Raw genomic sequence first — 25,698 nt, 5'->3', positions numbered from 1 at the left:
TGATTGATGGCGCCCCGTCCGGGGCGGCCCGGTGGTGCGGCACCTCGCGCCACCCCATCACGTTCTACGTCCCGGAGGGCGCCCCGCCCCGCCCCCGGCCCCGGTCGCCCTCGGAATCCGGGCTCGGGGCCTCGAAGCGGTCCGGGCGGAACGGTGCCGGGTCCAGGGCGGGGTCGGTTCCGGTGAGGGAGGCGGCGATGAGGGCGCCCGTGGCCGGGGCCAGGCCGATGCCGGCGCCCTCGTGGCCGCAGGCGTGGAAGAGGCCCGGTACGCGGGGGTCGGGGCCGATCGCCGGGAGGTGGTCGGGGAGGTAGGGGCGGAAGCCGTGGTAGGTGCGCAGGACGCGGGTGTCCGCCAGGACCGGGAAGAGCGCCGCCGCCTGGCGGGCGAGCCGGCGCAGGGCCTCGGTGGACAGGGTCCGGTCGAAGCCGACCCGTTCGCGGGTCGCGCCGATCAGGACGGGGCCCGACGGGGTGCCCTCCACCACCGCCGAGGACTGCAGGGACGCGGAGTCGCTGGCGACGTCGGCGATGTAGTCGGCGGCGTAGACCTTGTGGCGGACCACGCGGGGCAGGGGTTCGGTGACCAGGACGAAGCCGCGGCGCGGCATGACCGGCAGGGTGGTTCCGGCGAGGGAGGCGATGTGGCCGCCCCAGGTGCCCGCCGCGTTGAGCACCGCCGGGGCCAGGAGGGTGCGGCGGGGCGTGCGGACGCCGACGGCGCGGCCGCCCCGCAGGAGCACTTCGGTGACCTCCTCGCCGAGGTAGCGGTCGGCGCCGGACGCGGCCAGCAGGCGGGCCGCGGCCTGGGCCGGGTGGACCTGGGCGTCCTGGGGGTAGTGGAAGGCCCCCGCCTGCCCCGGGGCCAGGTGCGGCTCCAGGTCGCGCAGGGCGTCCGGCCCCACCTCGGTGGAGGTCACGCCCGCGGCGCGCTGGCCGTCCGCGAAGGTGCGGAGCGCCTTGAGGGTGGTCTCGTCGGGGGCGACGACCAGGCCGCCCTTGGGCTCGTACTCGGTCTCCCGCGGGAGGACCTCCGCCAGTTCCTGCCAGAGCCGGGCCGACAGGAGCGCGAGGTCGAGCTCCGGGCCGGCCTCCTTGTCGGAGACGAGCAGGTTGCCCTCGCCGGCACCGGTCGTACCGCCCGCGACGGGGCCGCGGTCGACGACGGCCACGGACAGTCCGCGGCGGCTCGCGTAGTACGCGCACGCGGCGCCGACGACACCGGCACCGATGATCACGACGTCCGGGGAGTGGTTCTGGGACACGACAGTAATATGTCACATTCTTTAGGGGCTGCCTAGGCATGCCGGAGGGGTGCCCCGGGCCGGTCCCGCCCCCCGCGGGAATCGGGACCGGCCCGGTGGCCGTCAGCTGCGCAGGGGGCCCTCACAGCTGAACGAGGAGGTGCCCGCGACCTTGTTCGCCCAGATCTCCACCGGAGCGAAGGAACAGTTCATGTCGGCCAGGTTGTTGGAGGCCGCGCCCGCCCGGTCGAGGATGAAGTAGTCCACCGTCTCGGACATGTCCTTGAAGTTCTGGTCGTCGCTCCGCCAGTTCGACAGGTTCGCGGTGATCCGGCCGGTACAGGTGAAGCGGCGCTTGCCGGGGTCGCCGTTCTCCACGCAGTCCGGGGTGTTGTACGTGGCCGCCGCGAAGGCGGACTTGACCGAGGAGAGCGCGGAGTCGCGCAGCTTGTCGTTGGCGGTGAAGGTGGTGTTCGGGACGTAGAGCTGGTCCACCTTGGCGATCTGCGCGTCCAGGAAGCGGTTGTAGTCGCGCTGGAGGTAGCTGTCCGACCCCATGCGGTTGCGCCAGGCGTCGTAGCCCGCGACGTCGTTGGCGCGCAGGTAGCCGTACATCTCGCGCAGCAGGGAGGGCTTCTCGGTCCACAGGAACTCGAAGAACGTGCCCGCGTAGTTGTAGAAGCGGAACCCGTCGCCGTCGTACGTGGCGTTGAGCAGCTGCTGGACGCTCATGCGGGGGCCGCCGCCGGAAGTGTCGTTGATGACGCCCCGGACCAGGGACTTGCGGACGGCGATGCCGTTGTCGCGGGTGGAGCCGTCGAAGAACTCGGCGGTGCCCTCGTCCATGGCGGTGGTGCGGTCGCCCTCGTACCAGGGGCCCTGGCCGAAGGAGCCCGGGACGGCGAAGCGGCCGTTGAGGTAGTGCGTGTACTCGTGGCGGAAGAGCTCTTCGAGGGTGAGCGAGGAGTCCTGCGGGACGCGGCGCTGGTAGGTGTAGAAGGTGGCGCCGTTCTCGATGTAGATGCCGCCGTTGTTGGTGCCGTAGCCGGTGAGGAGGGGGTGGTAGTTCTCGTAGTCGGCGCGGGAGGCGTAGAGCACGATGTTCAGGGTGGTGTTCGTGTCGCCGGCCAGGGGCTGGTCGGTGCCGATGACGCGGTGGAACTGCGTCTTGACCTGCTTGCTCGCGTAGTAGAGCTGGTCGACGGTGGCCCGGTCGAGGGCGGTGCGGACCTTGATGCCGCCGTTGTCGTAGGTGTAGGTGTTCGGGAAGAGCTGCTTCTCGATGTCCTCCTTGCACACCCCGTACTGCTTGCAGGCCTCGTAGAGGTTCAGCCAGGAGACGGCCTTGGCCCAGGGCTCGGTGCCGAAGGTGGACTTGAGCGGCTGCAGCATGGCGCCGAGGTCGGCGACCACCTGGTCCTTGAGGCCGTCGACCTGGCCGAAGCGGCCGTACTCGCTGATCGCGTCGCGCACCACCCAGGCGTTGACCGTGCCCTTGAGGTGCGTGTAGCCGGCGAAGGCCTTGAAGGTGGCGCGGTAGGCGGCGTCGCCCGCGACCGCGGAGTGGAAGGCGGCGTCCTGGTTGCCCGGGTAGACGCCCAGGTAGTTGACGGACAGCGCGGAGAGCGCGGCGCCCGCCCAGCCGGCGTCGAGGTTGGTGGCCGGGTGGGACGGGTCCATGGTGGCCAGGACCCGCTTGATGAGGCCGAGCTGGTGCTGGCGCAGACCCGGGGCGCTGCCCGCGTAGAGGGCCTCGCGCAGGGTGCGGGCGTTGGTGGCCGTCACGTCGAACGTGCGGGCGGCGTCACCGAAGTCGGCGATGGCCCGGCGCATCGCGTCGACGGTGGGGGCGTCGGTGACGTCGATCTCGGAGTGCGAGTAGTCGTGGTACACGACGGCGTGCAGGTAGGTGAACATCTCCTCCAGGTGGGAGGAGTTACGGCCGTCGTGGGCGGCGGCCAGGCTGGATATCCGGCGGGAGACGGCCTGGACGTGGGCGTCGGACATGACCGGCGCCAGGCGCGCGTCCCAGGTCCAGATGAGGTTGCGCAGGCAGCCGTCGGCGGTGACGGCCGGGTCGGCGAGGAAGTCGGCGAACTGCTCCGGCGCGAGGCCGGTGATCCCGTCAAGGGTGCAGGGGACGCCCGCGGCGACGCTGCGCGCGGTGGGTGCGGCCTGGGCGGAGGCCGCCTTGCGGCTCTTCTCCGCGCGCTCGGCGGACGCGGAGGAGCCCGGGGCCGAGACGGCCGGGGCGGCGCCGGGCACCCTGCCGTCGGTGACGGCCTTGCCGCCGGGGGCCGGGGCGGGCGCCGGTGAGAGCTCCTGGGCGTCGGCCCGGTGGTCGACCTCGTCGAAGGGGTTCGGCGTCGTGGTGCCGGTGGCGCCGGCGGCTCCGGAGGTGAAGGCGGCGGGTGCGGAGGCGCCGGACGCGGCGACGGGGGTGCCCCGCTCCGCGGCCTGGGTCACGGCCTGGCCGGCGGTGGCGAGGAGGGTGACCGCCACGGCGGCGGAGAGGAGGGACGTACGCACAACTCTGTGCTGGGACACCGAGAGCTCCTGATGGGGAGGGAGGTGGGGGAAATGGTGCGTGAACTGCCCTGCTTCACACGGCGTTTGACGGGGATTAACGTGCCGCGCTGTGAGCTGTAACATAGTAATGTGAAATTGCACTGGCAAGCCCTGTGCGCCCACCAGTTCGGTACTTCTTGAGGGAGCCTCCGTGAGCGACACCTCCGCCCGCCTCAACACCGGCAGCCACGACCTGCCCGTATCAGCCGAGTTGTCCCGGTACATGGCCGGAAACTGGGCGGCCACCCCGCTCCCCACCGCCGCCCGCGTCCCCTCGCACACCGTCACCCCGGGCCGCCGCGCCAGGCTCTCCGCGCGCTTCCCCGGCGAGCGGCTGCTCATCCCGGCCGGCGAGCTGATGGTCCGCTCCAACGACGCCGACTTCCGCTTCCGGCCGCACAGCGCGTACGCCTGGCTGACCGGACTGACGGGCGAGGACCAGGCCGGGCACGTGCTGGCCCTGGAGCCGTCCGGCCCGAACGGGCACGAGGCCGTGCTGTACCTGAGGCCGCGCTCGCCCCGGGCCGACGGGAACGAGGAGTTCTTCCGCGACCGCCGCTACGGCGAGTTCTGGGTGGGACGCCGCCCGGACCTCGCGGAGGCCGAGCGGCTGACCGGCATCCGCTGCGCGCACCTGGACACCCTCGGGGAACCGCCGGCCCGCAACGCCGCCACGGACGGCGAACTGGCCGCAGCGCTCTCCGAGTTGCGGCTGGTCAAGGACGCGTGGGAGGTCGACCAGCTGCAGCTGGCCGTGGACCACACGGCGGCCGGTTTCGAGGACGTCGTCCGGGCCCTGCCGCAGGCGCTCGCTCACCCGCGCGGGGAGCGCTGGATCGAGGGGGTGTTCGGACTGCGCGCCCGGGCGGAGGGCAACGGGACCGGCTACAACACGATCGCGGCCTCGGGAGCCCACGCGGGCGTCCTGCACTGGATCCACAACGACGGCCGGCTCAACCGGGACGAACTGCTCCTCCTGGACGCGGGCGTGGAGACCGACACCCTCTACACGGCCGACATCACCCGCACCCTCCCGCTGTCCGGGCGCTTCTCCCCCGTCCAGCGGCAGGTCTACGAACTGGTGCTGGCCGCACAGGAGGCGGGCATCGCGGCGCTGCGGCCGGGGGCGAGCTTCGGGGACTTCCACCGGGCCGGCATGAAGGTCATCGCGGAAGGGCTCGCGGAGTGGGGCGTGCTCAAGAACGCCGAGGGTGACCTGCACCGGCGGTACTCGCTGTGCAGCAGCGGGCACATGCTGGGGCTGGACGTCCACGACTGCGCGAAGGCGCGGGCCGAGACGTACCTGGAGGGCGTCCTGGAGGAGGGCCAGGTGCTGACCGTCGAACCCGGCCTCTACCTCCAGCCGGACGACGAGACGCTGCCGGCCGAGCTGCGCGGGGTGAGCGTGCGCATCGAGGACGACCTGGTCATCACCGCCGACGGGGCGCGGCTCATGTCGGGGGCCCTGCCGCGGACGGTCGCGGGCGTGGAGGAGTGGATGGGCACCCTCCTGGACTCCGCGGGCTCCTGACGCCGCGCCCACACCCCACCCCGGCCCCGGCCTCGTGCGGCGCCGGGGCCGGGGGCCGGGGCCGGGGGGCGGGGCCGGGGGGCGGGGCCGGGGGGCGGGGCGGGCGGCTAGGGGAGGACCGCGAAGCCGTCCAGTTCGAGCTGGGCCTGCGTGTCCCAGAGGCGGACCACGCCGACCACCGCCATCGCGGGGTACTCGCGCCCCGCGAGCCGGCGCCAGATCCGGCCCAGCTCGGCGGCGTGGTCGCGGTAGGCCGCCACGTCCACCGCGTACACCGTCACCCGCGCCAGGTCCGCCGGGGTGCCGCCGGCCGCCGCGAGGGCCGTCAGCAGGTTGGCCAGGGCCCGCTCGAACTGCTCCGGCAGGGTCTCCCCCACGACCTTGCCGGAGCCGTCCAGCGCGGTCTGGCCGGCCAGGAACACCAGCCGGCCCCCGGTGGCGGTGACGGCGTGCGAGAAGCCGGCCGCCGGGGACAGCTCCTCGGGGTTGATCCGCTCCAGGCTCATCCCACCGACCCCTTCCGGTAGAGCTCCTTCGCGATGAGGGTGCGCTGCACCTCGCTCGCGCCCTCGTAGATCCTGGGCGCCCGCACCTCCCGGTAGAGGTGCTCCAGCAGGTGGCCGCGGCGCAGCGCGACCGCACCGTGCAGCTGGACGGCGTGGTCCACGACGTACTGGGCCGTCTCCGTGGCCAGGAGCTTCGCCATGGCCGCCCGCCGGGGGACGTCGGGGGAGCCCCCGTCGTAGGCGCCGGCCGCCGCGTACACCAGCAGCCGGGCGGCCTCGGTGCGGGTGGCCATCTCCGCGACCCGGTGCGCGACGGCCTGGAGGTCCGCCAGCACCCCGCCGAAGGCGGTGCGGCCGGCCGTGTGGGTGAGCGTCGCGTCCAGGGCCGCCCGTGCCATGCCGACCGCGAAGGCGCCCACGCTCGGCCGGAACAGGTTCAGGGTCTCCATCGCCACCCGGAACCCCTGCCCGGGCTCCCCCAGGACGTCGGCGCGGCCGACCGGCACCCCGTCGAAGGCGAGCGAGCCGATGGGGTGCGGCGACAGCATGTCGAGGGCCTCGCCGCCCAGCCCCGGCCGGTCCGCCGGGACCAGGAACGCGGTGACCCCCCGCGCACCCGGCGACTCACCCGTCCGGGCGAAGACGGTGTAGAAATCGGCTTCGGGGGCGTTGGAGATCCAGCACTTCTGCCCGTGCAGCCGCCATCCCGCCCCGTCCGGTACGGCCTCCAGCGCCAGGGCCGCCGCGTCCGATCCCGCGCCCGGCTCGCTGAGCGCGAACGCCGCCACCAGCCGGCCCTCCCGCACCCCCGGCAGCCATCGCTCGCGCTGCTCCGCGCTGCCCGACCTCAGCACCGGGTGCGCACCCAGGCCCTGGAGGGCCAGGGCCGTCTCCGCCTCGGTGCAGCCGTAGGCGAGCGATTCCCGCAGCAGGCACAGCTCCAGCGCGCCGGAGTCGAACACCTTGTCCAGCAGCCCCAGCTCGCCGAGCGCCGCCAGCAGCGGCCGGTTCACCCGGCCGGGCTCACCCTTCTCGGCGAGCGGCCGCAACCGCCCCGCCGACAGGGCACGCAACTGCCCGCACCATTCCTCTTCATCCACCCCGAGCGCGAATCCGGCCATCCGAATGCCCCAGTCCTATCGCGTCCTGTTGACTGTCGTCACCATCACGATACGCTCTAGAGGCAGCTCCCCGGGGTCAACGGGGAGAGGCACCGCACGGCCGGCTCCACCCCGTCCGGACGTCGCAAGGGGGCGAACCCGCCTTGGAGCTCAAGCCTTCCGCTCATACCGACACCTTCGCGCGCGAACACCTGCCGCCCGCCGACGCCTGGCCGGAGCTCCTCTTCGAGCTGCCCGAACTGGCCTATCCGGACCGGTTGAACTGCGGCGCCGAACTGCTGGACGCCACCGTCGACCGGTTCGGCCCCGACCGCCCCGCCTTCCGCTCGGGCTCGGGCGATGTGTGGTCGTACGGGGAGCTGCGCCGACGCGTCGACTCGCTCGCCCACGCCCTCACCAGCGACCTCGGCGTGGTCCCCGGCAACCGGGTGCTGCTGCGCGGCCCCACCGGGCCGTGGCTCGCCGCCTGCTGGCTGGCCGTGATGAAGGCGGGCGGGGTGGCCGTCACCGTGCTGGCCCAGCAGCGGGCCCAGGAGCTGGCGACGGTGTGCTCCATGGCCCGGGTCGGCCACGCCGTCTGTCACGCCGACGTCCTGGACGACCTGGTCAAGGCCGAGGTGCCCGGCCTGCGGATCGCCGCCTACGGCGGGGAGGCCCCCGACGACCTGCTGCGGCTGGCCGAGACCCACCGGGAGCCCTATCCCGCCGTCGAGACCTCTGCCGACGACGTGGCGCTGATCGCCTTCACCTCCGGCACCACCGGCCGCCCCAAGGGCTGCATGCACTTCCACCGCGACCTCCTCGCCATCGCCGACACCTTCTCCCGCCATCTGCTGCGGCCCCGCCCCGACGACGTGTTCGCCGGCAGTCCCCCGCTCGGGTTCACCTTCGGACTCGGCGGACTGGTCGTCTTCCCCCTGCGCGCGGGGGCGTGCGCGCTGCTGCTGGAACAGGCCGCACCCCGCGCCCTGCTCCCCGCGCTCGCCGAGCACCGGGTCACGGTCCTGTTCACCGCTCCCACCGCCTACCGGTCGATGCTGGACACCCTGGGCCCCTACGACACGGGCGCCTACGACCTGTCCGCTCTGCGCCGCTGCGTCTCGGCCGGCGAGAACCTGCCCGCCGCCACCTGGCAGGCCTGGTACGAGCGCACCGGACTGCGCATCATCAACGGCATCGGGGCCACCGAACTGCTGCACATCTTCATCTCCGCGGCCGACGAGGACACCCGCCCCGGCGCCACGGGCCGCGTGGTGCCCGGCTGGGAGGCCCGGGTGGTGGACCCCGCGGGCCGGCCCGTCGCGGACGGCGAACCCGGCCTCCTGGCCGTACGCGGGCCCGTCGGCTGCCGCTACCTGGCCGACCCCCGCCAGCGGGAGTACGTCCGCGACGGCTGGAACCTGACCGGTGACACCTACGTCCGCGACACCGACGGCTACTTCCGCTACGTCGCCCGCGCCGACGACATGATCATCTCGTCCGGATACAACATCGCGGGCCCGGAGGTGGAGGAGGCCCTGCTGCGCCACCCCGACGTCATGGAGGTGGCGGTGGTCGGGCTCCCCGACGAGCGCAGGGGCCAGATCGTGGTCGCCCACATCGTCCCGCGCGACGGATCGGTGCTGACCGAGGACGCCCTGCGCACCCACATGCGCTCCGAGCTGGCCCCGCACAAGTGCCCGCGCTCCTTCGTCTTCCTGCCCGCACTGCCCCGAACGGCGACCGGGAAACTTCAGCGCTTCCGGCTGCGCGATCTAGAGTGAACCCGTGGTCGAGCAGCACACTCCGCGATCTCTGATCGTCACGTTCTACGGCGCCTACGGGCGGACCTTCGAGGGGCCCGTCCCGGTGTCCGCGCTGGTCCGCCTGCTGGGCGCGGCCGGCGTCGACGCGCCCTCCGTCCGCTCCTCGGTGTCCCGGCTGAAGCGGCGCGGCTTCCTGGTGCCCGCCAAGACCGCCGACGGCGCCGCCGCCTACGACCTCTCCGAGGAGGCCCGGCTGCTGCTGGAGGACGGGGACCGGCGGATCTACGGCCCCCCTCAGGTGTCGGAGGAATGGCTCGTCGCGGTCTTCTCCGTCCCGGAGCAGGAGCGCAACAAGCGGCACCTGCTGCGCTCCCGCCTCGCCCGGCTCGGCTTCGGAGCGGTGGCCCCGGGCGTGTGGATCGCCCCGGCCCAGCTGGCCCGCGAGACCGGGCACACACTGGAGCGGTTGCACCTGACGGCCTACGTCGAGCTCTTCCGCGGCTCCCACCTCGGCTTCGCGCCCACCGCCGAGGCGGTGGCCCGCTGGTGGGACCTGGCGGCGCTGGCCAAGCAGCACGAGGAGTTCCTCGATCTGCACGAGCCGGCGCTGCGCGCCCTCCAGTCGGGCCCCGAGCCCACGCCGGAGGCCGCCTACCGCACCTACCTGGCCGCCCTGGACTCCTGGCGGCGGCTGCCCTACGCGGATCCCGGACTGCCCCGCGAGCTGCTCCCCGCCGACTGGCCGGGCGACCGGGCGGCGGCGGTCTTCACCGAGCTGCACACCCGGCTGCGGGACGCGGGCGCCGACTTCGTGCGGACGTAGCGACCGGCTGCGGCGGGCCTCCGTGACGGGGCGGCTGTACGGCTTCACGTACGGGGTTCGGGTCTTCACGGTTCCTCCTCCTGCCGGGCCCGGGTGGGCCGCCGGGCGGCCTGGCCTCCTGCCGCATTCCCAAGATCCCAGCGGCCCGGCACCGCCGCTTCCCCCACGTGGGGGAGCCCTCTCCCCCACCCGGGGGAGAGCCCCGAGACCACCCCCGGGCGCCCCCGCGAACAGCGCGGAAATTCGGGTGCGCCCGGCTCCGGGCCCCCGTCACGATGGACCATGACATGGACCTTCAGCACTGATCTGGCGGCCTATCTGACGGCCGCACGCCCCGCGTTGGCCGCACGACCGGTGGTCAACACCAGCCTGCTCACCGTCACCGACTCCCTGGAACGGCGCGGCCTGCACGCCCACGGCGACGACGACCCCGTCTTCGGCTGGTGGACCGGCGCCGACGGAACCGTCGCGGGCGCCCTGCTCCGCACGCCGCCCTACCCCGTACTGCTCGGCGCCCTGCCCCCGGAAGCGGTCCGCGCCCTCGGCCCGGAGCTCACGGCCGACCCGCTGCTCTCCGGGATCCGCGGGATCAACGCCCGCCGGACGGACGCCCTGACGCTGGCCGCCGCCTGGGGGCGGCCGACCCGGACCGGGGAGGAGCTGCGGCTCTACCGGCTCGGCACCCTGACGGCCCCGGAGCGTGCCCCGGCCGGACGGCCCCGGCTCGCGGACGAGGCGGACCTGCCCCTCCTGCTGGATTGGACCCGGGAGTTCGACCGGGAGACGGACCAGCCCGGCCGCGCCTCGGAGGCCGCCCTGCGCCAGCGGCTCTCCTACGGCGGCGCCCTGCTCTGGGAGCACGACGGCAGACCGGTGTCCCTGGCGGCGTTCTCCCGCCCGATCGCCGGCGCCTCCCGCGTCGGCCCCGTCTACACCCCGCCCGCCGTCCGGGGCCGCGGCTACGCCGCCGGTGTCACCCACGCGGCGAGCGGAGCCGCCCGCGTGGCCGGCGCACGCGAGGTCCTGCTCTTCACCGACCTCGCCAACCCCACCAGCAACGGCATCTACCAGCGCCTCGGCTACGTCCCGGTCGAGGACCGCGTCCTCCTGGAGGCGCTCTGACCGCCCGTCCCCGCGGCCGCCGCTACCCCTTCCCCGTCGGCGGCTTGCGGCTGCCGGCCCGGTAGGGGGCGGGCCAGGGCGCGCCCGGTCCCTCGTACCCCTGGTCGGCCGCCGCGTGCAGGGTCCAGTGCGGGTCGTACAGGTGCGGGCGTCCCAGGGCGCACAGGTCGGCGCGCCCGGCCAGCAGCAGGGAGTTGACGTCGTCCCAGGAGGAGATGGCGCCGACGGCGATGACGGGAACGCCGAGCGCGTTGCGGATCCGGTCGGCGTAGGGGGTCTGGTAGGAGCGCCCGTACTCCGGGGTCTCCTCGGCCACGACCTGGCCGGTGGACACGTCGACGGCGTCCGCGCCGTGGGCGGCGAAGGCGGCGGCGATCCGCTCCGCCTCGTCCGGCGCGGTGCCGCCGGGCGCCCAGTCGGTCGCCGAGATCCGGACCGTCATCGGGCGGTCCGCCGGCCATACGGCGCGGACCGCGTCGAAGACCTCCAACGGGAAACGCAGCCGGTTCTCCAGGGGGCCGCCGTAGGCGTCGTCGCGGTGGTTGGTGAGCGGCGACAGGAAGCCGGACAGCAGGTAGCCGTGCGCGCAGTGCAGTTCCAGCAGGTCGAAGCCGCATTCCGCGGCGCGCACGGCGGCCGCCGCGAAGTCGGAGCGCAGGGCGGCGAGGTCGGCGGTGTCCAGCGCGCGCGGGACGGCGGACACACCGGGCCGGTAGGGCAGTGCGGAGGCGGCGACGAGCGGCCAGTTACCCTCGGGCAGCGGCTCGTCCATGCCCTCCCACATGACCCTCGTCGAGCCCTTGCGGCCCGAGTGCCCGAGCTGGACGCCGAGGGCGGTGCCCGGCGCGCAGGTGTGGACGAAGTCGACGATCCGCTTCCAGGCGGCCGCCTGCCCCGAGGTCCACAGGCCCGTGCAGCCGGGGGTGATCCGGCCTTCCGCGCTGACGCACACCATCTCCGTCATGACGAGCCCGGCCCCGCCGAGGGCCCGCTCGCCGAGGTGCACCAGGTGGAAGTCCCCCGGCACCCCGTCCCGTGCCGAGTACATGTCCATGGGCGCGACGACGACCCGGTTGCGCAGGGTCAGGCCCCGCAGGGTGAACGGGGTGAACATCGGCGGGGTTCCCGCCGCGCCCTCCGGGCAGCCGAACTCCTCTTCCACCGCTCGCGTGAAGCGTGCGTCGCGCAGCCGCAGGTTCTCGTGCGTCACCCGCCGGCTGCGGGTCAGCAGGTTGAAGGCGAACTGCCGGGCGGGCTGGCCGACGTAGCCCTGGATCTCCTCGAACCACCGCATGCTGGCCGCCGCCGCCCGCTGGGTGCTGGCCACGGCGGGGCGCCGCGCGGCCTCGTACGCCGCCAGGGCCCGTGCCACACCGGCCGGGGTGACCCCCTCCGGGGCCGGTCCCGCCGGTCCCGCCGGTCCCGCCGTGCCCGCTTCCTCCTCGGTGACCGCCGCCAGTGCCTCGGCGAGCGCCAGCGCGTCCTCGACGGCGAGCTTGGTGCCGGAGCCGATGGAGAAGTGGGCCGTGTGCGCGGCGTCCCCGAGCAGGACCACGTTCCCGTGCGACCACCGCGCGTTCTCCACGGTGCGAAAGCGGGTCCACGCGGAGCGGTTGCCCCTCAGCGGCCTGCCGCGCAGGGCCTCGCTGAAGATCTTGGCGCACCGGGAGGCGGACTCCTGCTCGTCGCACAGGTCGAAGCCCGCGGCGCGCCACACCTCCTCCCGCATCTCGACGATCACGGTCGAGGAGTCGTCGGAGTACGGGTAGGCGTGCAGTTGCATCACCCCGTGCGCGGTCTCCGCGATCTCGAAGCGGAAGGCCTCGAAGGCGAAGTCGGCGGCCAGCCAGATGTAGCGGCAGCGTCCTTCGGTGACGGTGGGACGGAAGTGCGCCGCGCCCTTCTCGCGGGTCGCGCTGTGCACCCCGTCCGCCGCGACGACCAGGTCGTGCGTACGGGCCAGCTCTTGCGCGTCGGGTGCCGGGGTGCGGAAGCGGAGCCTGACCCCGAGGCCCGCGCAGCGCTCGTGCAGGATCTCCAGCAGCCGGCGCCGGCCGAGCGCGGCGAAGCCGTGGCCGCCGGAGGTGAGCAGCCGGCCCCGGTGGACGACCTCGACGTCGTCCCAGCGCACGAACTCGCCGCCGAGGGCGGCGTGCACGACCGTGTCGGCGCGTTCGATGCCGCCGAGGGTCTCGTCGGAGAGCACGACGCCGAAGCCGAAGGTGTCCTCGGGGGCACCCCGTTCCCAGACCTCCACGTGGTGCCCCTGCCGTGCCAGCAGCGCGGCGGCGTACAGTCCCCCCGGTCCCCCGCCCACGACGGCGACCCGCATGGCGTTACCTGCCCTTCCAGCGCGGCGGCCGCTTCCCGGTGAAGGCCGCGTGGAACTCCGCGTAGTCCTCGCCGTGCATCAGCAGCGCCTGGGTGTTGGCGTCGAGTTCGACCGCGGCGGCCAGCGGCATGTCCAGTTCCGCCGTCAGCAGGGCCTTGGTCTGCGCGTACGCGAGGGCGGGTCCGGCGGCGAGGTGGGCGGCCAGTTCGGCGGCCCGGACGTCGGCCTTGCCCTCGTCGACCAGCTCGCTGAGCAGGCCGATCCGCTCCGCCTCGGGGGCGCGTACCGGTTCTCCGAGCATCAGCAGCCGGGTGGCGTGGCCGAGGCCGACGACCCGGGGCAGCAGGTAGGCGGCGCCCATGTCCCCGCCGGAGAGGCCGACGCGGGTGAAGAGGAAGGCGAACCGGGCGGTGGGGTCCGCGATCCGGAAGTCGGCGGCGAGGGCGAGGACGGCTCCGGCTCCGGCGGCCACCCCGTGCACGGCGGCGATCACCGGGAAGGGGCATTCGCGGACGGCCCGGACCACCTGGCCGGTCATCCGGTTGAAGTCGAGGAGCTGGGCGGTGTCCATGGCGAGGGTGGCACCGATGATCTCGTCCACGTCCCCGCCGGAGCAGAAGCCACGGCCCTCGCCGGCGAGCACGAGGGCGCGTACGGAACGTTCGCGGGACAGTTCGGCGAGCAGATCGCGCAGGTCGGCGTAGGCGCCGAAGGTGAGCGCGTTCAGCTTCTCGGGGCGGTCGAGGGTCACGGTGGCGACACCGTCCTGCCGGGTCACCCGCAGGTTGCGCCACCGTTCGGTCGATGGGGTGGAACCGGTGAAGGGGCTCACGGAACCGACGGTATCACCGACTCGTGACCATCGTCACGGAAACGCGACACCGCCCGCCGGCCTGGCGCGGCCACCGGGCCCGGCCACCGGGCCCGGCCACCCAACGTGCCGGAGGTCCCCGGGGTCGCCGACCCCGGTCCCTTGCGCTTCGGCCGGGGTGCCCTGCGGAGCCGGAATTCCACTTCGTATGGTTGAAAGTGGGAGTTCACCCGGGCGCCACCGGACGGACTCCCGCCGCACCGCCCCTCCACGCCCCCGCGACGATTCCGGAACGGACGGATCCGCCTTGCCCGACGCCTCCGCCTGGCGGATCGCCCTTCCGCACTCCACCGCCGCCGTGCCCCTCGCACGCGCCGTGGTCCGTACCGCCCTCACGGACGGCGGCCCCTCGGCCGACCGGGACACCGCGGAGCTGCTGACCGCCGAGCTGGTCGCGAACGCCGTGGAGCACACCTCCGGCGGCGGAGCCCCGATCGAGCTGGTCGTGGAGCTGCTGGCGAACGGCTGCCAGGTGGAGGTGCACGACGGCGACCCGCGCCCGCCGGGCGATCTCGCCACCCGCCCCGACGACACCCCTCCCGACCCCTGGCAGGAGCACGGCCGCGGCCTGCTGCTGATCCGGACCCTCAGCTCCTCCTGCGGCCACCGGCGCACCGCGCGCGGGAAGGCCGTGTGGTTCACCCTGCCGGCCCGCGCCGCGACCGCCTGACGGCGCCGACCGGCGCGGACGGGAGGGGCCGCCGCTACGCCCCGGTACCGGGGCCGGCGAGCAGCGCCACGAGGACGGCCTTGATGGTGTGCAGCCGGTTCTCGGCCTCGTCGAAGACGACCGAGTGCGCCGACTCGAACACCTCGTCCGTGACCTCCAGCGAGTCCAGCCCGTGCCGCTCGTGGACCTCGCGGGCCACCTTGGTGCCCAGGTCGTGGTAGGCGGGCAGGCAGTGCAGGAACTTCACGTCCGGGTTCCCGGCCGCGCGCAGCACGTCCATGGTGACGGCGTACGGGACCAGGGCCGCGATCCGCTCGTCCCAGACCTCCTTGGGCTCGCCCATCGACACCCAGACGTCCGTGGCCACGAAGTCGGCCTGGGCCACGCCCTCCGCGACCTCCTCGGTGAGGGTGATCCGGGCCCCGCTGGCCGCTGCCAGCTCCCGGGCCCGCGCCACGACGGCCTCGGCCGGCCAGTAGGCCTTCGGCGCCACGATGCGGACGTCCATGCCCAGCAGCGCGCCGGTGACCAGGTAGGAGTTGCCCATGTTGAAGCGGGCGTCGCCGAGGTAGGCGAAGGCGATGCGCTCCAGCGGCTTGTCGCTGTGCTCGGTCATCGTGAGCACGTCGGCGAGCATCTGGGTCGGGTGCCAGTCGTCGGTGAGGCCGTTGAAGACCGGGACGCCCGAGTGCGCGGCGAGCTCCTCGACCGCGTCCTGGCTGTCGCCCCGGTACTCGATCCCGTCGAACATCCGGCCGAGCACCCGGGCCGTGTCCCGGACGGACTCCTTGTGGCCCATCTGGGAGCCGGTGGGGTCGAGGTAGACCGTGTGGGCGCCCTGGTCGGCGGCGGCGACCTCGAAGGCGCAGCGGGTGCGCGTCGAGGTCTTCTCGAAGATCAACGCGATGTTCTTGCCCTGGAGGCGACGCCGCTCCGTCCCGGCCTTCTTGGCGGCCTTGAGTTCGGCGGCGAGCTCGACCAGACCGCGGAACTCGGCGGCGGTGAAGTCGAGCTCCTTGAGGAAACTGCGGCCGAAGAGGTCGGTGGCCATGGGGGACACTCCAGGGTGGCGCTGACAGGGGATGCTGGAAGTCTATACGATCCTCTGTATTGATATACAGTCCGGCCGGGTCGTACGCCCCTGCTCACACGGCGTCCCGCTCCACCGGGCAGCTCATGCACCGCGGCCCGCCCCGGCCCCGTCCCAGCTCGCTCCCCGGGATCTCGATCACCTCGATGCCCTCCTTGCGCAGGTGCGTGTTGGTGGTGACGTTCCGCTCGTACGCGACCACCACCCCCGGTTCCACCGCCAGCACGTTGCAGCCGTCGTCCCACTGCTCGCGCTCCGCCGAGTGCACGTCCTGGGTGGCCGTCAGCACCCTGATCCGCTCCAGGCCGAGGGCGGCCGCGATCGCCCGGTGCATGTGCTCGGCCGGATGGTCGCTCACCCGCAGCTCCCCGGGGCGCTCGCCGGGCCGGATCGTGTAGGAGGGGAGCATGCCGAGCCCCGCGTACTGAGTGAACGTATCTGCGTCGACCATCGTCATCACCGTGTCCAGGTGCATGAAGGCCCGCCGCTTCGGCATGTCGAGCGCCACGATGGCCGTCGCCGAGCCGGCCGCGAACAGGCCGCGCGCGAGCATCTCCACCGCCTGCGGGGTGGTCCGCTCGCTCATCCCGATCAGCACGGCGCCGTTGCCGATGACCAGGACGTCCCCGCCCTCGATGGTCGAGGGGTAGTCCACCTGCCCCTGCGACCAGAAGTGGAAGGCCCCCGAGCCGGTGAACAGCGGGTGGTGCCGGTAGATCGCCTCGAAGTGCACGGTCTCGCGCTGCCGGGCCGGCCAGCGCATGGCGTTGATCGACACCCCGTCGTAGATCCAGGCGGAGGTGTCCCGCGTGAAGAGGTGGTTGGGCAGCGGGCCCAGCAGGAAACCGTCCGTCTCCAGCGCGTGGAAGCGCACCGACACCGGCTCGGCGTGCCGCTCCAGGAACTCCCGCTTGGTCATGCCGCCGACCAGGGCCTCCGCGAGGTCGGCCGAGGAGAGCCCGCCGAAGACGGCACGCAGGTGGTCGGTGGCGAGGGGGCCGTACTCCTTCTCGTCGAAGACCCGGTCCAGTACGAGGTGTCTCGCCTCGGGGATGTCGAGGGACTCGCGGAGCAGGTCGCCGAAGAGGTGGACGGCGACACCCCGGTCACGGAGCACGTCCGCGAAACCGTCGTGCTCCTGGCGGGCCCGGCGCACCCACAGCACGTCGTCGAAGAGCAGGGCGTCCTTGTTGCTTGGTGTGAGCCGCTTCAGCTCCAGGTCGGGCCGGTGGAGGATGACGCGGCGGAGCCGCCCGGTCTCGGAGTCGACATGGAATCCCATGCCGTACACGTACCCAGACCGGACGGCTTTTTGACCTGGCGTCGGCTGTGGGGACTCAGCGCAGGCCGAGAAGTGCCGTCGGGGCGCCGATCACTTCCGGAGCGATCACGCCCAGCTTGGGGGCGGTCAGGTTCGGGATGCCGCTGTTGCTGCCGTCCGGCATCGTCAGGGGCGAGCCGACGACGGCTCCGGGGCTGCGGGTGAGCAGGGTGGTGCCCGGGGACTCCAGCGAACCCTCCCCGTCCGTCGCGGGGTCGCCCAGCAGGTTGGGTACCGGCGAGGTGACCCGGGTGGCACCGAGGTCGGTGCCGATCGGCACCACCGGGAGCAGCGGGGTCGGGAGCATGTCGCCCTTGTGGTGGCGGGGCGCCTCGGGGGCTCCGACGACCGGCATCGGGACGGCGGTGGCGATGTGCGGGGTGGGTACGCCCAGCGTGGTCTCCACCGCCTCCAACGGGACTCCCACGGGAACCGAGTCGGCCACGGCCGGGGTGGCCGCGCCGGCCGCGGCCATACAGGTCATGAGCGCCGCAATGCTTCCGCGCGCGGTCATCTTCATAGGTGACGTTCCGTCCTTCCGGGTTCGCGGACATTCCGCTGCCCTGGATGAACGATCCGGCCGGTGTTTTCCCCGGACTTCACCGCGGAAGTTCCCCCATACGACCTAATTCCAGGCCGTACGGGGGCTTCCGCTTTACGCCGCGCATCCCTCGGCCGGGGTGACGACCGGGGTCACGGCCGGCTCACAGCCGGGGGTCCACCGGCTCCGATTCGAGGGCGAGCACGGCGAACACCGCCTCGTGGACCCGCCACAGCGGCTCCCCCGCGGCCAGCCGGTCCAGCGCCTCCAGCCCGAGCGCGTACTCGCGCAGGGCGAGCGAGCGCTTGTGCCCGAGGAACCGCGGACGCAGTCGCTCCAGCTGCTCCGGACGCGTGTACTCCGGGCCGTAGATGATCCGCAGGTACTCGCGTCCGCGGACCTTCACCCCCGGCTGGACCAGCCGGCCCTTGCCGTCGCGGACGCACGCCGCGAGCGGCTTGACGACCATGCCCTCACCACCGCCGGCGGTCAGCTCCAGCCACCAGTCGGTGGCGGCGCGCACGGACGCCTCGTCCCCGGTGTCCACGAGGATCCGGCCGGTGCGCCGCAGCAGCGGGGCGCCGGACCGGTCGGTGGCGGCGGCCCGTTCGTCGGCGTCGGCCAGCCGGTCCAGCCACGCCAGCTGCTCGTCGTGCGGTACGGCGGCCAGCGAACGGCCGGCCGCCGCGAGCAGCTGGAACGGCGCGAACCGTACGTCGTCCAGCCCGTCGGTGGTCCAGCAGTAACGCCGGTACGCCTCGGTGAAGGCGGCCGCGTCGGCGGCCCGGCCGCGCTGGCGCTCCAGCAGGGCGCCGGTGTCCACGCCCCGGGCCGCGGCCCCCTCCAGGGCGGCGAGGGCGTCCGGGAACACGGCGCGGGAGGCCGCGCCGACGGCGGCGTACTGGTTGCGGAGCAGGCCGGTGGACTTCAGGGACCAGGGCAGCAGCTCTCCGTCGAGCAACAGCCAGTCCGTGGCGAGTTCCTCCCACAGGCCCGCGCCGTCGACCGCCGCGCGCAGGCGGGCGAGGAACGCCTCCGTCACCTCGGGGTCCTGGAAGAAGGGCCGTCCCGTGCGGGTGTAGAGGGAGCCGGTGACCGTGCCGTCGACCCCGAACCGCTCGCGGGCCGCGCCGGCGTCGCGGCAGAGCAGGACGGTGGCGCGCGAGCCCATGTGCTTCTCCTGGCACACCACCCGCTCGACGCCGTCGGCGCGGTACTGGGCGAAGGCCTCGGCCGGGTGCTCCAGCCAGCCCTCCTGCGCGGCGGTGGCGGTCGGGGCCATGGCCGGCGGGAGGTAGGGCACCAGCCGGGGGTCCACCGCGAAGCGGCTCATGACCTCCAGGGCGGCCGCCGCGTTCTCCTCGCGGACGGCCACGTTGCCCAGGTGACGGGTCTCCACCACGCGGCGGCCCTGTACGTCGGCCAGGTCCAGCGGGCGGCCGTCGTGCCCGCCCGGAACCTCGGCGACGAGCGGCTTGACCGGCTCGTACCAGACCTTCTCGGCCGGTACGTCGACCAGTTCGCGCTCGGGCCAGCGCAGGGCGGTCATCCGGCCGCCGAAGACGGCGCCGGTGTCGAGGCAGATGGTGTTGTTGATCCAGGTGGTGTCCGGGACCGGGGTGTGGCCGTAGACGACGACGGCCTTGCCCCGGTAGTCCTCGGCCCAGGGGTAGCGCACGGGCAGGCCGAACTCGTCGGTCTCGCCCGTGGTCTCCCCGTAGAGGGCGTGCGAGCGGACCCGGCCGGAGGTGCGGCCGTGGTACTTCTCGGGCAGGCCCGCGTGACAGACCACCAGCCGGCCGCCGTCGAGGACGTAGTGGCTGACCAGGCCGGCGATGAACGCCCTCACCTCCTCCACGAACTCCTCGGACTCCCGCCCGAGCTGCTCGACGGTCTCCGCGAGGCCGTGGGTCAGCTGGACCTTGGAGCCCTTGAGGTAACGGCCGAGCTTGTTCTCGTGGTTCCCGGGGACGCACAGGGCGTTGCCGGACCCGGCCATGCCCATCACCCGGCGCAGGACGCCGGGGCTGTCGGGGCCGCGGTCGACGAGGTCGCCGACGAAGACTGCGGTGCGCCCGTCGGGGTGGACGCCGTCCTCGTAGCCCAGCTTGCCGAGCAGGGTCTCCAGCTCCGACGCGCAGCCGTGGACGTCACCGATGATGTCGAAGGGACCGGTGAGGTGGGTGAGGTCGTTGAACCGCTTCTCCAGGACGACTTCGGCGGACTCGGCCTCCTCCACCGTGCGCAGCACGTGCACCTTGCGGAAGCCCTCGCGCTCCAGACCGCGCAGCGAGCGGCGCAGTTCGGAGCGGTGGCGCTGGATGACCCGGCGGGGCAGCCCGGCACGGTCAGGGCGGGCCGCGTTGCGCTCGGCGCAGACGGACTCCGGCATGTCGAGGACGATGGCGATGGGCAGCACGTCGTGCTCGCGGGCGAGCCTGACGAGCTGACGGCGCGATTCCGGCTGGACGCTGGTGGCGTCGACGACCGTCAGGCGTCCGGCGGCGAGGCGCTTGCCCGCGATGTGGTGCAGGACGTCGAAGGCGTCCTTGCTGGCGCTCTGGTCGTTCTCGTCGTCGGCGACCAGGCCCCGGCAGAAGTCGGAGGACAGCACCTCGGTGTCCTTGAAGTGCTTGCGGGCGAAGGTGGACTTCCCCGATCCGGTGGCCCCGATCAGGACGACGAGGGACAGGTCGGTGACGGGCAGGACGCGGTGGGTGGTGGGAGTGCTCATGCTGCCTCGCCCTCCTTCGGGGTGCCGGTGGCGGTGGTGCCGGTGGTTGCGGTGGCGTCGGTGGCGGCCGTGAAGACGGCCATCTGGGTCGGCGGACCCACCTCGGGGTCGTCGTCGCCGACGGGTACGTACGCGACGGTGTAGCCGTACCGGGCGGCGACCCGGCCGGCCCAGGCGCGGAACTCCTCGCGGGTCCATTCGAAGCGGTGGTCGCGGTGGCGGACGTGCCCGGCGGGCAGCGACTCCCAGCGGACGTTGTACTCGACGTTCGGGGTGGTCACGAGCACCGTGCGGGGGCGGGCCGCGCCGAAGACGGCGTACTCCAGCGCGGGCAGCCGCGGCAGGTCCAGGTGCTCGACGACCTCGCTGAGCACGGCCGCGTCGTAGCCGGCCAGCCGCTTGTCGGTGTAGGCGAGCGAGCCCTGGAGGAGGGTGACGCGGGAGCTCTGGCGCTCCCCCATCCGCTCCAGCCGCAGCCGCCGGGCGGCGGTGGCCAGCGCCCGCACCGACACGTCGACGCCGACGATCTCCGTGAAGGACACGTCCTTCAGCAGGGCCTGGACGAGCTGCCCCTGTCCGCAGCCCAGGTCCAGGACCCGGGCGGCCCCGGCGGAACGCAGGGCGGCGAGGATCGCCTCGCGCCGGCGCACCGCGAGCGGGACGGATCGCTCCGCGTCGTCCTGGGTCTCCTCCGCGGCGTCGTCGAGCTCTCCGGCCTCGCTGCCGTCGGCCTCGGCGAGGCGGGCCAGCTCCAGGCGCTCCATCGCGTCCTGGGTGAGCCGCTTGTGCCGGGCCAGGTAGCGGGCGGCGATCAGGGCGTGCTCGGGGTGCGACGCCAGCCAGCCGTCTCCGGCGCGCAGCAGCTTGTCGACCTCGTCGGGGGCGACCCAGTAGTGCTTGGCGTCGTCGAGCACGGGCAGCAGCACGTACAGCTGGCGCAGGGCGTCGTCGAGCTTCAGTTCGCCTTCCAGGACGAGCCGTACGTAGCGGCTGTCGCCCCACTCGGGGAAGCGGTCGTCCAGCGCGAGGGGCTCGGTGCGTACGGAGCTCCAGCCCAGCGGGCCGAAGAGCCGCTGCACCAGGTCCGCGCCGCCCCGGGCGGGCAGCGCCGGGAGCTCGACGCGCAGCGGACGCGGCTGCCCGGCCAGTTCGGGCCGGGCCGCGCACGTGCCGGCCAGGGCGCTGCGGAAGACCTTGCCCAGCGCGACGGCGAACAGGGAGGAGGCCGCGTACGGGCGGTCGTTGACGTACTGCGCGAGCGCCGCGTCGGGGGCTGCGCTCCGGCCCCCGCCCTGGGAACGCCGCACGAGCGCGACGGGATCCACCTCCAGCAGCAGGGCCGCCGTGCACCGCTCGGCCGTGGCCTCGGGGTAGAACACGTGGGCGGTGCCGTGCGAGGTGGTGAACCCCTGCACCCTGCCGGGGTGCTTGTGCAGCAGAAAGCCCAGGTCAGTGGCCGGATTTTCGGCAGTGCCCGTGGTGCTGATCGTGAGGAACATGCGCATCAGCATGACCGGAGCGTCGCCCTCGGGCCAACGGATTTACCCTTCCCCGCGCCGGTGGCTCGCGGGTCGGGGGCCTGCCGACGGCCCGGGGGCGCCGGTCAGGACGATCGGGTGCGCAAGGAGGCGATGGTGTCCGGTCCGACGCGGCAGCAGCCGCCGATGAGGCGGGCGCCCGCCGCACGCCAAGCCGCCACGTTCCAGTCGGCGGGGGCGGACGGGGGGTGCCAGGTGCGGGTGGCGGCGTCCCATACGGAGCCGTCGTTGGGGTAGGCCACCAGGGGTTTGCCGGTGACGGAGGCGGCCGTCTCCAGGGCGGGGAGGACATCGGCGGGATCGCAGCAGTTGACGCCGACCGCGATGACCTCGGGGGCGGCGGCCGCGAGGGCGAAGGCCTCGTCGAGGGGCTGGCCGGCCCGGGTGCGGCCGGCCTCGACGGTGTAGGAGAGCCAGGCGCGGGCCCCGGTGCCGGCCAGGACGCGCAGCAGGGCCTCGGCCTCGTCGGTGTCGGRGACGGTTTCCAGGGCCAGTACGTCCGCCCCGCCCAGGGCCTCGATCCGGGGGCGGTGGAAGGCGGCCAGCCGGGCCACGCCCAGGCCGTACCGGCCCCGGTACTCGGAGCCGTCGGCGAGGACCRCCCCGTACGGGCCCACGGAGGCGGCCACCCACACCTCGTGGCCGGCGGCCCGCGCGGCCCGGCCGGCCACCCGAACGCTGCGCCGCAGCAGGACCGGGTCGGCCCCGACCTGGTAGCTCGCGGTGATCAGCACCTCGGCGCCGGCCCGGACGTACGCCGTGTGGGCGGCCTCCACCTGGTCCGGGTGCTCGGCGAGCACCCGGCCGGTCCACAGGTCCCCGGACAGGTCGCAGCCCTGGGCGGCGAGCTGGTTGCTGAGCCCGCCGTCCAGGAGGACGCTCCGGCCGTCCAGGGCGTCGGCGAGGGGGCCGCTCGCGCGGGGCATGGTCGGCTGCCTCCTAACCGAGCTGGGGGAGCACCCGGGCGGAGATGAGCTCCAGGTGGTCGAGGTCGTCGAGGTCGAGGAGCTGCAGGTAGACGCGGGAGGAGCCGATGCCGGCGTAGGCGCCGATCTTGTCGACCACCTCGGCCGGGGAGCCGGCGAGGCCGTTGGCCTTCAGCTCGTCCACCTCGCGGCCGATGGCGGCGGCCCGGCGGGCGACCTCGGCGTCGTCCTTGCCCACGCACACCACCAGGGCGTTGGAGTAGACCAGGTCGTCGGCCCTGCGGCCCGCCTGCTCGGCGGCCTCCCGGACCCGGCCGAACTGGCGCTCGCTGTCCGCGATCGACGCGAACGGCATGTTGAACTCGTCGGCGTACCGGGCGGCGAGGCGCGGGGTGCGCCGGGCGCCGTGCCCTCCGATCAGGACGGGCACCTTGGCCTGGGCGGGCTTGGGCAGGGCCGGGGAGTTCTCCAGCCGGTAGTGGTCGCCCCGGTAGTCGAAGGTGGCACCCGGCTCAGTGGCCCACAGGCCGGTGATGACGGCCAGCTGCTCCTCCAGCCGGGCCATCCGATCCGCCGGGAAGGGGATCCCGTACGCCTTGTGCTCCTCCTCGAACCAGCCTGCGCCCAGCCCGAGCTCGATCCGGCCGCCGGACATCCGGTCGACCTGGGCGACCTGGATCGCGAGGACGCCGGGCAGCCGGAAGGTGCCGGCCGTCATCAGCGTGCCCAGCCGGATCCGCCGGGTCTCGCGGGCCAGACCCGCGAGCGTGATCCAGGCGTCGGTGGGGCCGGGCAGCCCGTCGACGGATCCCATCCGCAGATAGTGGTCGGAGCGGAAGAAGGCGTCGAACCCGAGGTCTTCGGTGGCCTTGGCAACGGTCAGGAGGGTGTCGTAGTCGGCGCCCTGCTGCGGCTCGGTGAAAATGCGGAGATCCATGCCTTCCATCCTGCCCTTCCGGCCCCTGCGGGGTGAATCTGCGTCAACCGGAAGATCCGCCCCCCGCCCGGCCAGTGACCAGCCCGGATGGGGCTCGTTGGCTCGGAAGGAGCCGGACCGCCCCGGCCCGCGCGCCGGCGGCCTCTCGCCGGTGCGCCCACCGCCCCCTTCCACCCGGAAGGGCCAGGGCCGAGGAGGCCGCCATGTCCCACGAGGCCGTGCCGGAGACCCGCCAGGAAAACGGACAGACCGGGCAGGCAGCACACGACCGGGCACGCCAGGAGCCCCCGGTACCCACCCGGGACGGTGGGGCGCCGAAGGGCCTGCTGCAGCAGACGGAAGAGCTGATGGCCGCGCTGAACGCCGACCTGTCCCGGCTCGACGCCGACCTCCAGCACTCCGCGGACCGCGCTCCCTCCGGCGCGCCGGTCTCCCCGGGCGGCCACGCGCACGAGAGCGGGCGCAGCTCCGACCGCTCCCACTGACGTGCCCGGGTCCCGTCGCGCACGGCGGGACCCCTCGGCCCCCGGCCTCAGACCACCCCGGAGGCCGACCCCCGTTCCCGTACGGTCATCCGGCGCAGCAGTGCGCGGACCCGGTCGCTCGACTCGTCGGCCGCGTCGATCGACTCTATGCACTGCCAGTACAGGCTCTCGTCGTCCGTCCCGCAGGCCACGCCGACGAGCGCTATCCCCACCTCGCCGAGCAGTGCCTGCAGTCCCAGCAGCGCCTGCCGCGCGTCGGTCACCGCCGTCAGCCGCGCGGCGCGCGGCGGCTGTTCGGGCGCGCTGCCCTCACCGCGCAGCGCCGCCCGGTCGATGACCCCGCAGCCTCTGCCTCCCGCTTCCCCCAGTCCCCGTGCCTCCGCTCTCAGCTCCGGCGGTCCGGTGACCGCCAGCCAGCTCCCTATCCCCTGCGCCAGCGCCTGGGCCTGCCAGGCCTCGCCGACGATGTCCCACGCAGCTCCGCTCTGTGCCAGCGCGTGCCGGCCGGCCGCGATGAGCCGTACCGCATCCATATGCCGTCCCCCGTCCGCACGACATCCCGCCGTCCTTCACTACCCAGAGTGAAGGCAACGAGCCAGTAAAGCCAGGGGTATTCGGAAATCTGTGGACACAAACATGGTTGTGGATGACACCATCACTCCGAAGAGTGACGATCAGAGGTCGAATTGCCGGTCTCCGGGAAGCGGACCTCATTCCTCTCGATCTTCGCGGCGAGCGCATCCAGCACATCCACCCCGAGAACCTCACAGAATTGCAGCAGATACGCGAGCACATCGGCCACCTCATCGGTCACCCGATGGGCATTTTCGGGCTTCTCCATGATCGCGGCCGACTGTTCCGGTGTCAGCCACTGGAAGATCTCGACCAGTTCGGACGCCTCGACGCTCAGTGCCACGGCGAGGTTCTTGGGCGTGTGGTACGGGCCCCAGTCCCGGGCGGCCGCGAAGTCGGCCAGCCGTCGCTGGAGCCGGTAGAGCCGTTCGCCGTGCGGGGGCTCGGGCTCGGGGTTCTCGGGGACAGCACTCATGAGATCAGGTCTACCACCGAGACGCCGGGGAGCCCGCGCCCGGTTCCCGCCGTCTCCTCACCCACCGCGGCCGCCAGCCGGACGTGGCCGCGCCCGCCGGACAGCAGGGCCAGGCGCAGCAGTTCGGCGCTCTGCCCCCGGTCCAGACCGCGGTCGAGGTCGTCGGCGAGGACGGTGAGCGCCTGCCGGGCGGCCAGCACGTCGGCGACCGGCTCCACCTGGAGCACCCCGGGCCCGGTGAGCAGGACGAGGGCCAGCGCGAGGAAGCGGAGTTCGCCCGCGCCGAGCCGGCCGAGGGCGGTCGCGGGCAGGTCGGGTCCCCGGTCCAGCACGGCCGCCACCAGGCCCCCGCCCGGACCGCCGACCACACCGCCGCCGGGGCCGGCTGCCGCGCCCCGTACGTCCAGCCCGGCGACCGGCCCCGCGCAGCCGGTGCGGGCCGCCGCGGCCAGCAGGGCGTGCCGGGTGGCGCACTCGTGGCGGGTCCGGCGCAGCACGTCGGCCAGGTTCCGGCAGTCGCTCCGCAGCCGGCCGTCGCCCCGCGGG

21 protein-coding genes and 1 pseudogene are annotated in these 25,698 nt (G+C 73.7%); 6 read left to right on the top strand and 16 right to left on the bottom strand.

Translation table 11 applies throughout. The features are described from left to right. Positions 1–64: 64 nt before the first annotated feature. Both AB4039_RS12940 and AB4039_RS12935 read right to left on the bottom strand, forming a co-directional pair. Positions 65–1,264 carry an NAD(P)/FAD-dependent oxidoreductase gene (locus AB4039_RS12940; protein ID WP_266843206.1) on the bottom strand — a complete coding sequence of 400 codons (1,200 nt, stop codon included), beginning with the start codon at positions 1,262–1,264 and terminating at the stop codon, positions 65–67. A gap of 102 nt (positions 1,265–1,366) precedes the next feature. Beyond that, positions 1,367–3,790 carry a collagenase gene (locus AB4039_RS12935; RefSeq protein WP_266843205.1) on the bottom strand — a complete coding sequence of 808 codons (2,424 nt, stop codon included), beginning with the start codon at positions 3,788–3,790 and terminating at the stop codon, positions 1,367–1,369. A 172-nt stretch (positions 3,791–3,962) separates the two neighbouring features. Between AB4039_RS12935 and AB4039_RS12930 the strand changes: the two genes are divergently transcribed. After that, on the top strand, positions 3,963–5,342 hold the full coding sequence (locus AB4039_RS12930; RefSeq protein ID WP_266843203.1) for an aminopeptidase P family protein: 1,380 nt from the start codon (positions 3,963–3,965) through the stop codon (positions 5,340–5,342). Positions 5,343–5,449: 107 nt separating this feature from the next. On the opposite strand, the gene AB4039_RS12925 is transcribed toward AB4039_RS12930, so the two are convergent. Together AB4039_RS12925 and AB4039_RS12920 are read right to left on the bottom strand one after the other, a co-directional pair. After that, a complete protein-coding gene (locus AB4039_RS12925) occupies positions 5,450–5,848 on the bottom strand; it encodes a RidA family protein (protein WP_266843202.1) in 399 nt (132 codons plus the stop codon). After that, positions 5,845–6,969, bottom strand: coding sequence for an acyl-CoA dehydrogenase family protein (locus AB4039_RS12920; RefSeq protein WP_266843200.1), 1,125 nt, complete (start codon positions 6,967–6,969; stop codon positions 5,845–5,847). Before AB4039_RS12920 ends, AB4039_RS12925 begins: the two co-directional genes overlap by 4 nt. A gap of 143 nt (positions 6,970–7,112) precedes the next feature. Between AB4039_RS12920 and AB4039_RS12915 the strand changes: the two genes are divergently transcribed. The 3 genes from AB4039_RS12915 to AB4039_RS12905 all read left to right on the top strand — a co-directional run bounded on the left by AB4039_RS12915 (position 7,113) and on the right by AB4039_RS12905 (position 10,659). Next, complete coding sequence (locus AB4039_RS12915) at positions 7,113–8,732, top strand: AMP-binding protein (RefSeq protein ID WP_442270771.1); 1,620 nt, start codon at positions 7,113–7,115, stop codon at positions 8,730–8,732. Between the two features lie 4 nt (positions 8,733–8,736). Further along, a complete protein-coding gene (locus AB4039_RS12910) occupies positions 8,737–9,537 on the top strand; it encodes a PaaX family transcriptional regulator C-terminal domain-containing protein (protein ID WP_266843198.1) in 801 nt (266 codons plus the stop codon). A 282-nt stretch (positions 9,538–9,819) separates the two neighbouring features. Beyond that, a complete protein-coding gene (locus tag AB4039_RS12905; protein ID WP_442270770.1) occupies positions 9,820–10,659 on the top strand; it encodes a GNAT family N-acetyltransferase in 840 nt (279 codons plus the stop codon). Between the two features lie 22 nt (positions 10,660–10,681). On the opposite strand, the gene AB4039_RS12900 is transcribed toward AB4039_RS12905, so the two are convergent. Further along, a complete protein-coding gene (locus tag AB4039_RS12900) occupies positions 10,682–12,991 on the bottom strand; it encodes a bifunctional salicylyl-CoA 5-hydroxylase/oxidoreductase (protein ID WP_266843194.1) in 2,310 nt (769 codons plus the stop codon). Between the two features lie 4 nt (positions 12,992–12,995). Then, entirely contained in the window at positions 12,996–13,823 is an 828-nt protein-coding gene (locus AB4039_RS12895) for an enoyl-CoA hydratase family protein (RefSeq protein ID WP_266843192.1), read from the bottom strand. Between the two features lie 286 nt (positions 13,824–14,109). Here AB4039_RS12895 and AB4039_RS12890 point away from each other — a divergent pair, with 286 nt between their 5' ends. Next, on the top strand, positions 14,110–14,532 hold the full coding sequence (locus AB4039_RS12890; protein WP_442270769.1) for an ATP-binding protein: 423 nt from the start codon (positions 14,110–14,112) through the stop codon (positions 14,530–14,532). Between the two features lie 34 nt (positions 14,533–14,566). Here AB4039_RS12890 and argF read toward each other — a convergent pair whose 3' ends face one another. From argF to AB4039_RS12855, 7 genes are all read right to left on the bottom strand, one after another. Then, positions 14,567–15,583, bottom strand: a complete 1,017-nt coding sequence (gene argF / locus AB4039_RS12885; RefSeq protein ID WP_266843190.1) for an ornithine carbamoyltransferase — start codon at positions 15,581–15,583, stop codon at positions 14,567–14,569. A 94-nt stretch (positions 15,584–15,677) separates the two neighbouring features. Then, entirely contained in the window at positions 15,678–16,904 is a 1,227-nt protein-coding gene (locus tag AB4039_RS12880; RefSeq protein ID WP_266843189.1) for an arginine deiminase, read from the bottom strand. A 55-nt stretch (positions 16,905–16,959) separates the two neighbouring features. After that, a complete protein-coding gene (locus tag AB4039_RS12875; RefSeq protein WP_266843188.1) occupies positions 16,960–17,463 on the bottom strand; it encodes a hypothetical protein in 504 nt (167 codons plus the stop codon). Positions 17,464–17,647: 184 nt separating this feature from the next. Beyond that, positions 17,648–20,218, bottom strand: coding sequence for a polynucleotide kinase-phosphatase (locus tag AB4039_RS12870; RefSeq protein WP_266843187.1), 2,571 nt, complete (start codon positions 20,216–20,218; stop codon positions 17,648–17,650). Continuing rightward, the gene (locus tag AB4039_RS12865; RefSeq protein ID WP_442270789.1) at positions 20,215–21,717 is read right to left on the bottom strand and encodes a 3' terminal RNA ribose 2'-O-methyltransferase Hen1; all 1,503 of its coding nucleotides are present in this window, start codon (positions 21,715–21,717) and stop codon (positions 20,215–20,217) included. Before AB4039_RS12865 ends, AB4039_RS12870 begins: the two co-directional genes overlap by 4 nt. A 104-nt stretch (positions 21,718–21,821) precedes the next feature. Further along, entirely contained in the window at positions 21,822–22,682 is an 861-nt protein-coding gene (mmuM, locus tag AB4039_RS12860; protein ID WP_442270768.1) for a homocysteine S-methyltransferase, read from the bottom strand. 13 nt (positions 22,683–22,695) lie between these two features. Then, positions 22,696–23,619 carry an LLM class F420-dependent oxidoreductase gene (locus AB4039_RS12855; protein ID WP_442270767.1) on the bottom strand — a complete coding sequence of 308 codons (924 nt, stop codon included), beginning with the start codon at positions 23,617–23,619 and terminating at the stop codon, positions 22,696–22,698. Between the two features lie 203 nt (positions 23,620–23,822). On the opposite strand from AB4039_RS12855, the gene AB4039_RS12850 reads away from it, so the two are divergent. Continuing rightward, on the top strand, positions 23,823–24,104 hold the full coding sequence (locus tag AB4039_RS12850; RefSeq protein ID WP_442270766.1) for a hypothetical protein: 282 nt from the start codon (positions 23,823–23,825) through the stop codon (positions 24,102–24,104). Between the two features lie 47 nt (positions 24,105–24,151). Here the strand turns inward: AB4039_RS12850 and AB4039_RS12845 are convergent, their stop codons facing one another. From AB4039_RS12845 to AB4039_RS12835, 3 genes and pseudogenes are all read right to left on the bottom strand, one after another. Continuing rightward, positions 24,152–24,637 (bottom strand): DUF6099 family protein, encoded by a 486-nt coding sequence (locus tag AB4039_RS12845; RefSeq protein WP_266843183.1) that lies wholly within the window; start codon positions 24,635–24,637, stop codon positions 24,152–24,154. Between the two features lie 122 nt (positions 24,638–24,759). Further along, complete coding sequence (locus AB4039_RS12840) at positions 24,760–25,152, bottom strand: nucleotide pyrophosphohydrolase (protein WP_266843181.1); 393 nt, start codon at positions 25,150–25,152, stop codon at positions 24,760–24,762. Further along, positions 25,149–25,698, bottom strand: a pseudogene (locus AB4039_RS12835) (ATP-binding protein); the annotation flags it as partial. The gene AB4039_RS12840 and the pseudogene AB4039_RS12835, both read right to left, overlap by 4 nt.

It is taken from the genome of Streptomyces sp. M-16, assembly GCF_052114405.1.
Classification (GTDB): domain Bacteria; phylum Actinomycetota; class Actinomycetes; order Streptomycetales; family Streptomycetaceae; genus Streptomyces.
This window is presented reverse-complemented; position numbering and strand designations above follow the sequence as displayed.